17 protein-coding genes are annotated in these 13,794 nt (G+C 41.0%); 5 read left to right on the top strand and 12 right to left on the bottom strand.

Features of this window, described 5'->3' with window-relative positions; translation table 11 throughout:
* The first annotated feature begins 14 nt into the window (after positions 1–14).
* Positions 15–527 (top strand): acyl-CoA thioesterase, encoded by a 513-nt coding sequence (locus tag LCU_RS01000; RefSeq protein WP_004270333.1) that lies wholly within the window; start codon positions 15–17, stop codon positions 525–527.
* 50 nt (positions 528–577) lie between these two features.
* On the opposite strand, the gene LCU_RS09860 is transcribed toward LCU_RS01000, so the two are convergent.
* From LCU_RS09860 to LCU_RS00965, 8 genes are all read right to left on the bottom strand, one after another.
* Complete coding sequence (locus LCU_RS09860; protein ID WP_164905611.1) at positions 578–724, bottom strand: hypothetical protein; 147 nt, start codon at positions 722–724, stop codon at positions 578–580.
* Entirely contained in the window at positions 725–1,318 is a 594-nt protein-coding gene (locus LCU_RS00995) for a DUF1700 domain-containing protein (RefSeq protein ID WP_004270334.1), read from the bottom strand.
* Positions 1,311–1,625: a PadR family transcriptional regulator gene (locus LCU_RS00990; protein WP_035186378.1), complete on the bottom strand. Its 315-nt coding sequence runs from the start codon at positions 1,623–1,625 to the stop codon at positions 1,311–1,313. The genes LCU_RS00995 and LCU_RS00990 overlap by 8 nt, the downstream gene beginning before the upstream one ends.
* A 141-nt stretch (positions 1,626–1,766) precedes the next feature.
* Positions 1,767–2,465 (bottom strand): Bax inhibitor-1/YccA family protein, encoded by a 699-nt coding sequence (locus tag LCU_RS00985; RefSeq protein WP_004270349.1) that lies wholly within the window; start codon positions 2,463–2,465, stop codon positions 1,767–1,769.
* Positions 2,466–2,562: 97 nt separating this feature from the next.
* Complete coding sequence (murC, locus tag LCU_RS00980; RefSeq protein ID WP_081303857.1) at positions 2,563–3,897, bottom strand: UDP-N-acetylmuramate--L-alanine ligase; 1,335 nt, start codon at positions 3,895–3,897, stop codon at positions 2,563–2,565.
* 203 nt (positions 3,898–4,100) lie between these two features.
* A complete protein-coding gene (gene asnB, locus LCU_RS00975) occupies positions 4,101–6,005 on the bottom strand; it encodes an asparagine synthase (glutamine-hydrolyzing) (RefSeq protein ID WP_056966322.1) in 1,905 nt (634 codons plus the stop codon).
* A 145-nt stretch (positions 6,006–6,150) separates the two neighbouring features.
* Complete coding sequence (gene ytpR, locus LCU_RS00970) at positions 6,151–6,780, bottom strand: YtpR family tRNA-binding protein (RefSeq protein ID WP_039098155.1); 630 nt, start codon at positions 6,778–6,780, stop codon at positions 6,151–6,153.
* Between the two features lie 18 nt (positions 6,781–6,798).
* A complete protein-coding gene (locus tag LCU_RS00965) occupies positions 6,799–7,119 on the bottom strand; it encodes a thioredoxin family protein (RefSeq protein ID WP_004270331.1) in 321 nt (106 codons plus the stop codon).
* 122 nt (positions 7,120–7,241) lie between these two features.
* Between LCU_RS00965 and LCU_RS00960 the strand changes: the two genes are divergently transcribed.
* Entirely contained in the window at positions 7,242–7,568 is a 327-nt protein-coding gene (locus LCU_RS00960; RefSeq protein WP_054644513.1) for a hypothetical protein, read from the top strand.
* A 552-nt stretch (positions 7,569–8,120) separates the two neighbouring features.
* Here LCU_RS00960 and trmB read toward each other — a convergent pair.
* From trmB to LCU_RS00940, 4 genes are all read right to left on the bottom strand, one after another.
* Positions 8,121–8,762, bottom strand: a complete 642-nt coding sequence (gene trmB / locus LCU_RS00955) for a tRNA (guanosine(46)-N7)-methyltransferase TrmB (RefSeq protein WP_054644512.1) — start codon at positions 8,760–8,762, stop codon at positions 8,121–8,123.
* A 58-nt stretch (positions 8,763–8,820) separates the two neighbouring features.
* Entirely contained in the window at positions 8,821–9,615 is a 795-nt protein-coding gene (locus tag LCU_RS00950; RefSeq protein ID WP_004270323.1) for a phosphotransferase family protein, read from the bottom strand.
* A 135-nt stretch (positions 9,616–9,750) separates the two neighbouring features.
* Positions 9,751–10,956: an ABC transporter permease gene (locus tag LCU_RS00945; RefSeq protein ID WP_054644511.1), complete on the bottom strand. Its 1,206-nt coding sequence runs from the start codon at positions 10,954–10,956 to the stop codon at positions 9,751–9,753.
* 2 nt (positions 10,957–10,958) lie between these two features.
* A complete protein-coding gene (locus LCU_RS00940) occupies positions 10,959–11,687 on the bottom strand; it encodes an ABC transporter ATP-binding protein (RefSeq protein ID WP_054644510.1) in 729 nt (242 codons plus the stop codon).
* A gap of 211 nt (positions 11,688–11,898) precedes the next feature.
* Between LCU_RS00940 and LCU_RS00935 the strand changes: the two genes are divergently transcribed.
* From LCU_RS00935 to LCU_RS00925, 3 genes are all read left to right on the top strand, one after another.
* Positions 11,899–12,327: an HIT family protein gene (locus tag LCU_RS00935; protein WP_056966320.1), complete on the top strand. Its 429-nt coding sequence runs from the start codon at positions 11,899–11,901 to the stop codon at positions 12,325–12,327.
* A gap of 2 nt (positions 12,328–12,329) precedes the next feature.
* Positions 12,330–12,653, top strand: coding sequence for a YtxH domain-containing protein (locus tag LCU_RS00930; RefSeq protein WP_056966318.1), 324 nt, complete (start codon positions 12,330–12,332; stop codon positions 12,651–12,653).
* A 199-nt stretch (positions 12,654–12,852) separates the two neighbouring features.
* Complete coding sequence (locus tag LCU_RS00925) at positions 12,853–13,755, top strand: peptidylprolyl isomerase PrsA (protein WP_004270335.1); 903 nt, start codon at positions 12,853–12,855, stop codon at positions 13,753–13,755.
* Positions 13,756–13,794: the final 39 nt, after the last annotated feature.

Genomic DNA, 13,794 nt, shown 5'->3' with positions numbered 1-13,794 from the left:
GGAGTCTTTTTATAATGTCAAATCTCATCACCTGTCGTCAAACCCTCTCCATCAGTAACCATCGCGTCTTCGTCAATGATTTGAACGAACATGAAACGGTCTATGGCGGACGCTTGCTTGAACTCTTGGATGGTTCGGCGTCCATTTCAGCTAGCCGCTTAGCGCGCGTCGAAACCGTCACCGCCAGCATCGACCAACTGAACTTCATTGAACCATTCAAAATGCAAGATTCCTTGTGCATCGAAAGTTACGTTGCCGGTGTCGGCACCCGTTCCATTGAAATCTTTACTAAGATTATCGGTGAACATCTCAAGACCGGCGAACGATTCCTCGGGCTAACTGCCTTCTTAACCTTTGTCACAATGGAAAAAGGTCCGGCCCTTCCTAACATTCAACCCGAATCACCGGAAGAACGGTTCATCTGTGCCGGTTATGAGGAACGAAAAGCCCACCGCCTCGCAAATTTTCAAAGTCAAAAACATTTCAATCAAAATATCAGTACCGATTATCCATGGAACGGTCAATAACAAACAAAAGAGGTGTCGATTATCATCATCGGCACCTCTTTTTATTTATCTTAAAAGTTAAACGTCCGGCTCCATTCATGTGTGCCACGATATTGGAATGGTTGGCTTTTAAAATCCGCCATCCCAAAACTAACGGTCATTAAAATAATTCCCACAAGAATCATACATAAACTAATCTTCAACCAATTTTTCAACATCTACGCCACCACCTTTAATCGACTACGGAACATCCCAACCAGCCAGCGTGTGATTCCAACCGAGAAACGAATTAAGTATTTCGTCATGTACCAGGTCGCCCCTGCACAAATCAGCCCCACACCAACCATCACAAAACTAATTCCAAGCTGCATCACCGCAATTATCCAGCCTTCTTGTAAGCCAACAAAGAACGATAAAACTAAGCTGACACTCCCACCAAGAATGCCGGCAGCAGCAAAGATTGCCCCCAGAAACGGGCCTAACCAAATCAAGAAATAACCAAGTGCCACTAATATGATGGCGGTCAATAACAACGTGCCCCATAACGGTGACCCTAAGACTAACAAGATACTGATTAAAATAATCAACATCGGTGCCATCTTCTTTTGGCGAACCGGTTTATCTGGTGTAGCTAATTGCGCTACAATCTGAGCTGGCGTTGCTAAACTCGCGATAATCTCCGCTTCCGTTTCACCCGCTTCCAGTCGATCATCGATTAATTCATCGTAATAATCAATCGTGTTGGCTGCATCACTAATCCCATACCGCGTTAATTCTGCCGCAAGCTGTTTAATAAATTGATTCTTAGTCATTGTTACACTCCCTTATGTAAGTATAAATGCCCATCACTGCCGGCCAATCGGCCAAAAAACTATCAATCGATGCTTGTCCCGCCAATGTTAAATGGAAATATTTACGCAAGCGTCCATTATGTTCGACCCGATAACTTTCAATTTCACCCTGCGCCTCGAGCCGTTTCAAGATTGGGTATAATGTTGAGTCCGAAATTTCAACGACACTCGATGTATCTTTGATAATTTGGTAGCCATATGAATCCTCTTTCTTAAGCGTTGCTAACACACAAAATTCCAAGAGGCCTTTCTTTAATTGTGGATTCAAACCGATCACCCTTTCGAAAGTTAATACTATATTATGCATAGTATTGTGTCAAGCATAAAAAAAGAACGCCCATCAGTTTTACCTGATGACCGTTCTTTTGAAACGTTTGATAACAGTCATATCCCGACTGTTATCAAACCCTTAATCTCTGCCGCCGCCAAAAATTTGGAGCATTGTGAGGAATAAGTTAACAAAGTCTAAGTACAAGGTTAATGCGCCCATAACAGCTAAACCAGAAACCGAAATTTCACCAGTTGCGCCGTATTGACGGTACATCATACTTAACTTTTGATTGTCCCATGCTGTTAAAATGATAAAAATAATTAACATAGCGTATGACAAGAAGTAGCTAATTGCAGCTGATGCCATGAAGAAGTTAACCAATGAGACAATAATCACACCGATTAACCCCATCATTGCAAACTTGCCAAAGCCGCTTAAGTTATTCTTTGTCATGCGACCATAAATCGACATGGCAATGAACACTAAAGCACTTGATGCGAAAGCTGCCCCAATTTCACCAATGTTATACACCAGTAAAACGGCCGTAAACGTCAATCCGTTCAACGCCGCATATGCCACAAACATGGCTAACGAGGCCGTTGGATTCTTCATTGAACGCCGACTAATCTGAACGACTAAAATTAATTCTGCAATCATCAAGCCCCAAACCATCCACGAGCTACCACTTGATAGGATTGTGTAAGTTTGTGCTTTAAACACAGTCACCATTAAAACAGCAATCAGTGCTGAAATTCCGACACCGACAGCCATCAAACCATACACTTTACTGAAAAAGCGGGCTTCGCTGTCGACATTCACAACGCGTCTTTCTTCCATGAATATTCACCTCTTATATTTCTAAACGGGCCCATAATCACCCGATTAGGAATATTGTAACAAATCCATCCAGAAAGACAATCAAAATGCCTAAATCTTAATTATCTTTAGGACTTAAATTACTCAATAATTCTTCGTAAGCATATTCGTATTTTTGCACATCACCAGCGCCCATGAAGACAACGACTGGTTGGTCGAAGTCTAAGAGCGGTGACATATTGTCTAATTTCAAGACGCGGCCACCTTTAGTGATTTTCGCACCTAAGTCAGCACTTGAAACCTTCCCTGCTTTTTCACGCACTGAACTAAAGATATCCGTTAAGAAGACTTCATCCGCAAGGTTTAAGCTAGCGGCAAAATCATCCATTAACGCAATTGTCCGTGTGAACGTATGGGGTTGGAAAACCGCTACAATTTGTTTGTCTGGATATTTTTGCCGTGCTGCATCCAATGTGGCTTTAATTTCTGATGGATGGTGCGCATAATCATCAATGATTGTCACGTCAGCAACTTTCTTTTCTGTAAAGCGGCGTTTAACACCCTTGAAGTCTGCCAATTCGCGTGCCACTTCTTTGCCATCAATTTTTTCTAAATGACTGACAGCAATTACGGCTAAACTGTTTAAGACATTGTGTTCACCGTAAAGTGGGACGTGGTAATGGCCGATGTTTTCGCCATGATAGTAAGCATCGAATTCTGAACCTTGCACCGTCCGTTGGATGTTGCGGGCTTGGAAGTCATCGTCTTCGCGTGTCCCATAATAATAAACGGGCACATTAGCTTTGATTTTCCGTAATTCAGGATCATCACCCCAAGCAAAAATCCCTTTTTGAACTTTGTAAGCTTCTGATTGGAACGCGTCAAACACATCATCTAAGCCTGTGTAATAATCAGGGTGATCAAAGTCGATATTCGTCATGATTAAATAATCTGGTGAATAAGCTAGGAAATGACGGCGATATTCATCCGCTTCAAATGCGAAGAATTGCGCATCTTTAATCCCTTTACCTGTCCCGTCACCGACTAAGTAACTCGTCTTAGCCACACCACTTAAAACGTGAGCTAATAAGCCACTCGTACTTGTTTTACCATGCGCACCGGCCACGCCGATACTTGTATAGCCTTTCAATAATTCACCTAAGAATTGGTGATAACGAACGACTGGCAAGCCCATTTCAAGGGCCGTTTTAATTTCAATTTGGTCATCTTGGAAAGCATTCCCGGCAATCACCGTTAAGCCTTCGTGTAAATTAGTTTCTGAGAATGGCAGAATTTTGATTCCTGCTCGTTCTAAATCGCGTTGTGTAAACGTATATTGATCGATATCTGAGCCTTGTACTTGATAGCCTAGGTCGTTTAAAACAAGTGCAAGAGCACTCATTCCTGAACCTTTAATCCCAACAAAATGGTAAACTGTGTCATTTGTTATCATCTTTTAAACGTCCTCTTTTCAATAAATCACAATTATCTATATGATTAAACTAATCCCTTATAGTTTACCATAATGCGGGTTTGAGCTAAATAATGAATGTTTATTTTTCTCTGTTATCAATTGATTGATCTCTAAAACGCAAAAAAAGCAGCCACAAAAATTAATTTTGTGGCTGCACTTAAACGGATTCTATAGGTCACACTCTAGCCTAATGCTAAATAATCTTCGACATTTTGGAAGTAGACTTTATACCATGTTAAGAAGGTAAAGATGGTCCAGATCTTCCGACGGCCGTTAATGCGTTGTTCTTTATTGGCATCTAACAAGGCCAATAACTTATCTTGATCAAAGAATTCTGCAACGAAATCTTCGCTAAAGAGTGCTTTGACTTTTTCATAATACTTGTCATCTTCTAACCATTGCTTAATTGGCACTGGGAAACCTAACTTAGGACGGTTGGCCCAAGCTGTTGGCAAATGTTCAGCAGAAGCTTGACGATAAGCGTATTTCGTATCATGACTATTAATTAAGTATTTAGTTGGGACTTCACCAGCGGCCTTAGCCACCTTAGGATCCAGGAACGGCACGCGTAATTCTAAGCTGTGCGCCATTGAAATCTTATCAGCCTTTTGCAAAATATCGTTTAACATGAAGTGATGTAAGTCGATATATTGCATTTGTGAGACTGGATCAGCATCCGCAACGTTATCAAAATCAGCTTGATAGTTTGCTTGAATCGTTCCATCATTTTGATAAGCAGGTTTCAAGAAAGTATTGGCTTCATCTGCCCCAAAAATACTTGGATTTTCGATATCAAAAATCACAGATTGACCCGTATAGAATTCACGCGGGTTCGCCAAATTCGTGTATAAATGGACGCGACCTGGGAAGGCTGGCATCTTCTTAACGGCTTTGGCTAAACTGGCACGCGCACCCTTAGGTAATTTCTTCAAGCCAGAAGTGAAGGCCTTAATTGTTGAATTGTGGGAGTGCATGCCGTAGTTGACATAGCCAGCGAATAATTCGTCGGCCCCTTCACCAGATAAGGCAACCGTTACTTTTTCACGGGCAAAGCGTGACAAGAACCATAATGGCACACATGATGGGTTCCCATCTGGTTCGTCCAAGTAATATTGGATTTTATCAAATTCAGCAAACGCATCATCGGCATTCACTTTGGTTTCATTGAAGTTCAAGCCTAATTCATCGGCAAGCGCCCGAGCTGCTGTGACTTCATTATAGGTTTGATCATCAAACCCAACACTGAAGACTTCTTGCGGTTGCAAAATACTTGTGACATAACTACTGTCGACCCCTTCTGATAAGAAAGCCCCAACTGGTACGTCAGCCACATTATGGGCTTTAACGGATTCTTCAACTGCAGCATCAATCTTAGCCACTTCTTCTTCGAAAGATAAGTTTGAAGGATTAAATGACATATCCCAATATTTTTCGATGTCCAATTGGCCATCTTGATAAGTGAAATAATGGCCTGCTGGGAATCTGAAAACACCCTTGAAGAACGTTTCTTGTAAATCATTGTATTGATTCATCATGAATGATTTTAAGGCTGTCTTATTTAGTTCTGGTTTAAATTCTGGATGGCGCATGAAAGTTTTAATTTCACTACTGAACATGAAAGTCCCATCTGCTAAAGTCGTGTAATAAAGGGGCTTAATGCCGAAGAAATCACGAGCACCAAATAATTGCTTAGTTTGTAAGTCATAGATGACAAAGACAAACATCCCACGCAATTTTGTAACAACCTCTTTACCCCATTCTTCGTAAGCATGCAAAATGGTTTCAGTATCTGAATCTGTTTTAAAGTCGTGACCAAGTGCGATCAATTCAGTCCGCATTTCACGATAATTATAAATTTCACCATTGAAAAAGACTAGCTTAGTGTGGTCTTCATTATAAATGGGTTGATCACCCTTTGCTAAATCAATGATTGATAAACGCCGAAAGCCTAATGCGACTTTATCATCGATAAAATCACCATCACCACTTGGTCCACGGTGTTTAATGACGTCCATTTGTTGGTTCAATACTTCTTTTTTCTTTGGTAAATCAAATAATCCACCAGCAAATCCGACAATCCCACACATATGTTTAACCCCTCTTTTGTGTTTTACTGCTTAATTGACTGCAAAACGAAATAACAATTAAAGGGTTTGTCTTTAACCAATTAATTGCTATCTATTATCATACTATTTTAATTTTAATAATCCCATAACAAAATCGTAAGATGGATTATTTTAGTAAGGCTGCGACTGCATCTGCTGTCACTTCACGGCCGACTTCCCAATCATCTGGTAAGACCATAATCCCTTTAGCAGGAGCACCAGCAACACCGATTTCACGGGCTGCACAGATCATGCCGTCACTTTGAACACCGCGGAGTTGACCAGGCCAGATAATTTTACCTTCTGGCATGACAGCACCCACTGTTGCCACAATTACTTTTTGTCCTTGTGCGATATTGGCAGCACCACAAACGATTTGAACGGTTTGATCAGGTGCAATCTGTGTTTGAGTAACGTGCATATGGTCTGAATCAGGATGCACATCACATTCTTGGACATAACCAACGACAATGTGTGGTGTTTCATCAGCCACTAAATCACCGGTGAAACCAGCTGCTACAAGTGCTTCATTTAAAACAGCAACTTGCTGTTCAGTTAGTGTTTGAACACCGTTGAATTGTAAATCGGGCAATAACTCATTCACCGCTAAGAAATTATAGCCGATGGTTTGATCTGCCTGATCACTAATCCGTACGATTGATTGTTTTTCAGTTGTCACTTGCTTTTCAACATCAGGTTGGGTCATTACCACTAAGATGTTGGGAAAAGCCGCTTGGTTCATACTTGCAATTAACATTTAATGACTCCTTCAAGGTTAGTTCAATGAATGAATAAATCCAGTAATTTCGCGTTTTGTTTTCCGATCTTTATTGACAAAACGGCCGATTTCTTTACCGTTATCAATCACAACAAAGCTAGGAATCCCAAAGATTTCCCATTCTTCACAAATATCGATAAATTGGTCCCGATCGATTTCAATAAAGTCGTATTCCGGGAATTCAGCTTCAATTTCTGGCATGGCTGGTTTAATAAACCGACAATCACTACACCAAGTTGCTGTAAAAAATAAAACATGTTTCCCTTCAGTAATCAGATGAGTCAGATTCGTATCTGTCATCGCTGCTAATTCTTTCATTATGCACCCCTTCAATTTTACTACTCGTTTTAATATAAGCGGTTTGTCCGTAAATGTCCACTCCTTAGGACCAAAAATTATGCTATACTATTTAAAGACAAAAACGACTGAGGAGTTTTTCTTTGAAAAAAAATGGGCAAACGTTTAAATATTTATTAACCGGCATCGGTTTTGCGCTGGCGGCGGCTGCCAGTGCGAAGCAATATCGGGCGCAACAAAGAATGATCAAATTAAACCAAATTTTAGAAGATGTTAAAGCCGGCTTAAAACATGAAGGCCAGATTGTGGGTTCTTGGATTGAAGAAAGTCCCCACTTATTCTCACAAAACAAACGGACCTTTCCAGTCTATCAAGGTGGCATCATCTGCGAGCGTGAAGATGGTACAAACCAATTTCGATTCAAGGTAGACGCAAGAACCGGCGTCGTGATTGAATTCTCACAAATTTAGAGTGCGCAGCGCGGTGGGCACGTTCTGAGGATTAGCTTAGTCAGACGAGTGACCAATTTATTGGTCGCTTGACTGACGTTGCTAACCGCAGGAACATACCGCGCGGAGCACGTTTCAACCAATATTATAATTAAAAAGGTACGCTATCCTAGATAAAATCTGGATAACGTACCTTTTTGAGTTGAAACGTGCTTTATCACACTGTCTTTTCCGGTTAGCTACAGAAAGGAATCGATGGTAAAGAACCCCCATCAATCCCTTTCTTAGGCTAATCCTCAAAGGCAACCCGTGTGATAAAAACACTCTTGCTGAAACGTGCTATTGACGCTAGATTTCTGCGCCTAACTACACCTGTCAAATTAGCGATTATATCACTCATTCGCCAGCCTATGTTAATGCTCAAAATCTGACCGAGCGTCAAGTGCACTCTTATCTAAAACGTGCTTTCAAAGCTAGCACCCTGTGCATAGCTACGTCCGGCAAACAACCAATTGCATTGGTTATTCACCAGACTAGGCTATTGCTCGGGTGCTGACCAGCTTTGAAAGCACTCTACTTGTAGTGTGCCTCTAATCTGTAAATCACTTGGCCGCGCTTGCTGAATTTTTCTTCGTATTCCGTTTGGATGTTGTCTTCTGCAAGTTCACTATTGTGTAAATCGAGTGAGATGTCGTCAAAAACCATCCCATAATCATTCAGGCTCATCAATGAGTATTCGAATAGACCTTGGTTATCAGTCTTGAAACGTAAGTAGCCCGTTGGTTGCATAATTTGTTGGTATTCCGCTAAGAATGACTTATATGTCAATCGGCGCTTTTCATGGCGCGTCTTAGGCCATGGATCAGAGAAGTTTAAGTACACCCCTGCCACTTCGTTTTCAGCAAAGAAAGTTGTTAAGGCTGCGCCGTTACCCAATAATAATTGGAGATTTGGCAATTTCAATTCAACTTGTTTTTGTAAAATGACGGCAATCGCTGATTCTTGGATTTCAACTGCGATAAAGTTCCGGTCTGGATATTTTTGTGCCATCTGAGTGATAAATTGGCCCTTACCTGAACCCACTTCGATGTAAATGGGTTGTTCTTTGGCAAAACGTATTTGCCACTTGCCGGCGATATCTTCCGGACTCACTAAAATCATGCTGGGGTTGGCCGCAATTAAGTCCGCCGCCCAAGGTTTATTTCTTAAACGCATTATGTTCTCCTTGTTGATGCCAATCAAAAAGGTTGGACACTTGCCCAACCTTTGGCATTTAATTTTTATTAATTATTTCAGAAATCACTGCTTCTAAGCGCAATATGTCACGGTTCATTTCAGTAAAACGACCACGTTGATAATGGTGCTTAATGCTTTGGAGTAGGTTCAAACTGCCGTACCAGTTGACGCGCATCATTAATTCAGGCGTCACCTCTAGGCCGTAGTTCTCAAGCCACTCGTGCCATTCTTGACGTGGAACATATTGAAATAAAATCATTCCGAAATCGACTGCAGGGTCGGCTAACATTGCCGAGTCCCAATCCACTAAGTAGAGTCGATTAATATCCGATAACAACCAATTCTTATGGCTTAAATCGCCATGGCACACCTCTGCAGAAGGTGCTTGTAATTGACGTAACGTTTGCTTCAAATAATCAGCTGTTTGTTCTAAAAATGGGTGTTGCCGTAAATCTTGCGGTAAGTCGTAAAAATAGGCTTGCAACATTTCGTTTGCTGACCAGACACGACCGCCAACTTTTTGTAACATTCGTTTCAATAGTTGGGATTGATGCACCCGTGCTAATAACTTAGCGACTTGTGGGCTATTCATCTCATCACGTTTCAAGGTTCGGCCGTTGAGCCACTCTTGTGCGGTTAAGACATCCCCACTCGAAATCCGCTTCGTCCAGATTAAGCGTGGTGTTATGCCTTCTGCCGAGAGCGCCGCTAAAAATGGTGATGTGTTGCGCTTTAGGAAAATCTTTTCTGACGCGCGAACGCCTAAAAATGCAGCGCCCGTATCACCACCGGCCGGACGAACTTGCCAGCCAGTATCCAGGTCAAAATTCATCAGCCTCGACTCCTCTTCAATAAAATAAAGCGCCAAAATACAGCGCTCACGTTGCTTCAACTGTCTAATAACTAAGGGTATCATATAATAATTAGCCAGTAGTCGTCAAGTAGGAAAGCATGCGTGTCACAGGGACTATGCCCCCAACCGTTTAGGCAAATAGAATTGAACAAAGCCAATCACGAGCACGAACAATGCTAAAACACTTAAACCAACTTGAATCGTCATCCCTAGTGTCACTAATAAAATGACACTAAAGAGTAACGCCTGAAGCAATAATAAAGTCCGCATTAATTGGCTGAACGCTTGAATTCGTTTGGTCGTTGGTACTGGGTATAGATGAGTGAAAATAATTTGATCATACTGATTGTAAAACGGTAATAATTGAAAACCAACTAGATAAATCAATAGAAGTCCGAGTGCCAAACTCAACCACCATATGTGACTGAAGCACAGAATGATGCCCCCTAAAACAACTAACCGGATATATAACCCGCTGAATTCTGTGCCCCGCAAAAAGCCACGCGCATATAAATAGAGGTAAGTATTGGCTGGTTTAGCTGTAATTGGCTTTAATAAGCCATCTAAATAGCGACGACGCTTAACCTGACTACTGAGCCCTGGCACATCCGTGAAGAGGTTATAGAGGCGGTAAATTCGTCCCATTCGTGAATCTTCTGCACCAACTGCCGCTAACCAATCGAATAGCTGTGTCTTTTGAACACGCGCCAATTGTTGTCGCTGATAATAGGCTAGTCCAAGCGCTACAAGCACTCCGACTAAATTTAGCCACTGATATAATTGACTGGCAATTATTGCCAAATCAAGGATTAACGAAAGCCCTTTTGTTGCCTGGGTTTCATCCGCTTGGTACCACTGACGCAACTGGATTGAAAAGCGGCGGTCTTTGATGATTACCAATGTAATCAAGGCAACGGCTATGTGCCATGCCGGGACCGTCTTAGTAATTAACAAGAGTGGCGCCACTAGAAGCGTCACAAAAGCCATTGCAATTAATGGTAACCAGCTACTATATAAACGTGCTGATTTCAAATACGTCACAAGGCCACTTTCTTTTGGCAATAAGAAGACACTATCCGCTTCTTTTAATAATGTTGCTAGGCGACCAAAACTAACTGCCGCAAGTAATACTAAACTCAATACAGGTTTTAGCCACCAAGCTTGTGGATCCAGTCCTTTGACGGCGTTAGCATATGTGTAGCCCAACGCTCCTAATAAAAAGATAATCGCAATCACGAAATGATCATTGAAAACGAGGCGCAAATACTTCACTTGTTCTTGAATATGTTTTTGCACGCGTTTTTGCCATAATGCTTGCATGGTTAACCTTCTTTCGTCATCTGCAGATAAATATCGTCGAGATCGGCGTCAGCCATGTTAAATTCAATCTTTAATTCTTCAAGCGTGCCAGTCGTTCGTACGCGACCCTGATTTAAAAGCACAAATGAATCAGCATATTGTTGCGCCGTTGCGAGAATATGGGTCGACATTAGAATTGCAGCTCCTTGTGCTTTTTTTTCAGCAATGATTTCTAATAAATCATGAATTGCCAATGGATCCAATCCAGTAAAAGGTTCATCGATGATAAACAAGTCAGCATTCGTCATAAATGCATTGACGATCATTACTTTTTGCCGCATCCCTTTTGAAAAGTGAACCGGGAACCAGTCTAACTTATTGTCTAATCGGAATCGTTTTAACAATGCATTGGCTTTAACCCACGTCTCTTCAACGTTTAAATCATAAGCCATCATTGTTAATTCTAAATGCTCCTTTAAAGTCAATTCAGGGTATAAGACAGGCGTTTCTGGCACATAGGCTACTTTTTGGCGGTATTGGTCAGGATTCGACTGTAACGTCACACCGTCTAAAGTAATTGTGCCTTTTTGTGGTGTCAATAATCCAATGATGTGTTTAATAGTTGTTGATTTGCCGGCCCCATTTAAACCGATTAAACCAACCACTTGATTGTTTGGCACAGTAAAGCTGACCTCTTTTAAAACGGGGACGTGCGCGTAGCCCCCCGTTAATTGGTTAATCTCTAAACTCATAATCAATAGCCTCGTTTTTTGGTTTTTAAAACTACTTTTTTAGTGAATCCTTTTTCATATCATATCTTAACACGAAGTAAACTGCGAGTGTATGCCCCCACTCAATATTTTTCCATCCGCTTACAAAGCTGATGGCAGTAGCGAAAAGCCCTTGTTTATGATAGCATTAAGCTGTATTGAGACTTCAAATAAGAGAAAGTAGGCATAATTAATGGATGATTGTATCTTTTGCAAAATCGTTCGAAATGAAATTCCGAACACAGTGGTCTATGAAGACGACGATGTCAAAGCCTTCTTGGACATCACACAAGTGACACCCGGCCATACCTTGTTGGTACCCAAAAAACACGTGGCGGACATCTTTGAATACGATGCTGATTTAGCTGCGGCCGTTTTCAGTCGCATTCCAAAGATTGCTAAGGCTATTAAAGCTAGCAATCCAGCCATCCAAGGAATGAACATCTGCAATAATAACGGTGCGGTGGCTTATCAATCCGTTTTTCATTCTCATATTCATCTTATTCCACGTTACACAGCGGATGATTCATTTGCAATGCAATTCGGTGATAATAGCGCTGATTACACTGCTGACCAACTACAAGCGATCGCAGATGGTATTCACGCACAATTGGAGGACTAATCATGTCATTTTCAGAAGGATTACTAGTTGGTGGCTTATTAGGGACGGCTTATGCCCTTCTCACCGCTTCTACAACCGGCCCCAAACGACAACAAGCGATTGCCCGCTATTTAAACGAGCTCTCAGAAAGTTCAACTGATGTTCAACAAAGTGCTGTTCAATTGCAAACAGCTTCGCAAAATTTATCAAATGAACTCAAAACAACTGCAGTCACATCACTTGGTGGTATCAGTGATGCATTGCAAACATTTTCATTTGAAGCAGCACCACGAATTGCTCAAATCGAAGAATCAGTTGATCGTTTGACACAAAACTTAAAAAAATAAATTCACCAAAAATTAGATTGTATGCAAGCGATAAGGTTAAGTATATCAACGATTCCCGCGTTTTTAGCGTAAAACCTAAATTTGAAAGTTCTGTGAAGTTTTAGACGCTTCGTTCAATTTAGTTAGTTTATGTGTTATATTAATTGGTGAATTCACTACGAATTTATTCATAAATATTTTGATAAGGATGTGTCATACAATGAAGAAATGGCTATTAGCCGCTGCTAGTTTATTAATGGTAGTTTCACTAGCAGGTTGTGGTAGCAAGACTATCGCAAGCCTAAAGGGTGGTAAAATCACTCAAGACGAATACTATAAAGAAATCAAGGAAACATCTGCCGGCAAGCAACAATTGCAACAAATGATCTTGCAAAAAGCGCTTGAAAACCAATACGGCTCAAAAGCCATCGATAAAAAAGTTAAGAAAACTTATGATGGTTACAAAAAACAATACGGTTCATCATTCAACTCTGTGCTTGCACAAAGCAGTATGACACCTACATCATTTAAGAACAGCATCAAAACACAATACTTAACACAAGCAGCACTAAAAGATAACAAAAAAGTAACCAATGCTGACTTGAAGAAACAATGGAAATCATACGAACCAAAAGTCCAAGTTCAACATATCTTAGTTGAAAAGAAAGAAACAGCTCAAGAAGTCATTGATGCACTTGCAAAAGACAACTCAACAAAGAACTTCAACGAATTAGCTAAGAAATATTCAACTGATACTGGTACAAAGAAAGATGGCGGTAAATTACCTGTCTTCGATAGTACTGATACATCACTTGACTCAACATTCAAGACTGCTGCTTTCAAATTAAAGACAAACGAATACACAACAACCCCTGTTAAGACAACTTATGGTTACCACGTTATCCGGATGATCAAGAACCCTGGTAAAGGTAAGATGGCTGATCACAAGAAAGAATTAACAGACATCGTTTACGCTTCATGGCTTAAAGACCAAACAGTGATGAACAAAGTCATCACTAAGGTACTTAAGAACGCTAACGTATCTATCAAGGACAAAGATTTATCAGACATCCTTTCAAGCTACGGCGTTAACAGCAAAGCTTCAAAATCATCATCTAAATAAGCATTAACAAAAAGACCCCCGCTGCGACAGCAGCGGGGG

Source organism: Latilactobacillus curvatus JCM 1096 = DSM 20019, from assembly GCF_004101845.1.
Classification (GTDB): Bacteria; Bacillota; Bacilli; order Lactobacillales; family Lactobacillaceae; genus Latilactobacillus; species Latilactobacillus curvatus.
Note: the sequence above shows the minus strand (reverse complement) of the source record. Positions and strands in the feature narration are given on the sequence as shown.

Coding starts and splice junctions, on each gene's coding strand:
- LCU_RS01000 (WP_004270333.1), top strand. CDS start 15: ATGTCAAATCTCATCACCTGTCGTCAAACCCTCTCCATCAGTAACCAT.
- LCU_RS09860 (WP_164905611.1), bottom strand. CDS start 724: ATGTTGAAAAATTGGTTGAAGATTAGTTTATGTATGATTCTTGTGGGA.
- LCU_RS00995 (WP_004270334.1), bottom strand. CDS start 1,318: ATGACTAAGAATCAATTTATTAAACAGCTTGCGGCAGAATTAACGCGG.
- LCU_RS00985 (WP_004270349.1), bottom strand. CDS start 2,465: ATGGAAGAAAGACGCGTTGTGAATGTCGACAGCGAAGCCCGCTTTTTC.
- murC (WP_081303857.1), bottom strand. CDS start 3,897: ATGATAACAAATGACACAGTTTACCATTTTGTTGGGATTAAAGGTTCA.
- asnB (WP_056966322.1), bottom strand. CDS start 6,005: ATGTGTGGGATTGTCGGATTTGCTGGTGGATTATTTGATTTACCAAAG.
- ytpR (WP_039098155.1), bottom strand. CDS start 6,780: ATGTTAATTGCAAGTATGAACCAAGCGGCTTTTCCCAACATCTTAGTG.
- LCU_RS00965 (WP_004270331.1), bottom strand. CDS start 7,119: ATGAAAGAATTAGCAGCGATGACAGATACGAATCTGACTCATCTGATT.
- trmB (WP_054644512.1), bottom strand. CDS start 8,762: ATGCGTTTAAGAAATAAACCTTGGGCGGCGGACTTAATTGCGGCCAAC.
- LCU_RS00950 (WP_004270323.1), bottom strand. CDS start 9,615: ATGAATTTTGACCTGGATACTGGCTGGCAAGTTCGTCCGGCCGGTGGT.
- LCU_RS00945 (WP_054644511.1), bottom strand. CDS start 10,956: ATGCAAGCATTATGGCAAAAACGCGTGCAAAAACATATTCAAGAACAA.
- LCU_RS00940 (WP_054644510.1), bottom strand. CDS start 11,687: ATGAGTTTAGAGATTAACCAATTAACGGGGGGCTACGCGCACGTCCCC.
- LCU_RS00935 (WP_056966320.1), top strand. CDS start 11,899: ATGGATGATTGTATCTTTTGCAAAATCGTTCGAAATGAAATTCCGAAC.
- LCU_RS00930 (WP_056966318.1), top strand. CDS start 12,330: ATGTCATTTTCAGAAGGATTACTAGTTGGTGGCTTATTAGGGACGGCT.
- LCU_RS00925 (WP_004270335.1), top strand. CDS start 12,853: ATGAAGAAATGGCTATTAGCCGCTGCTAGTTTATTAATGGTAGTTTCA.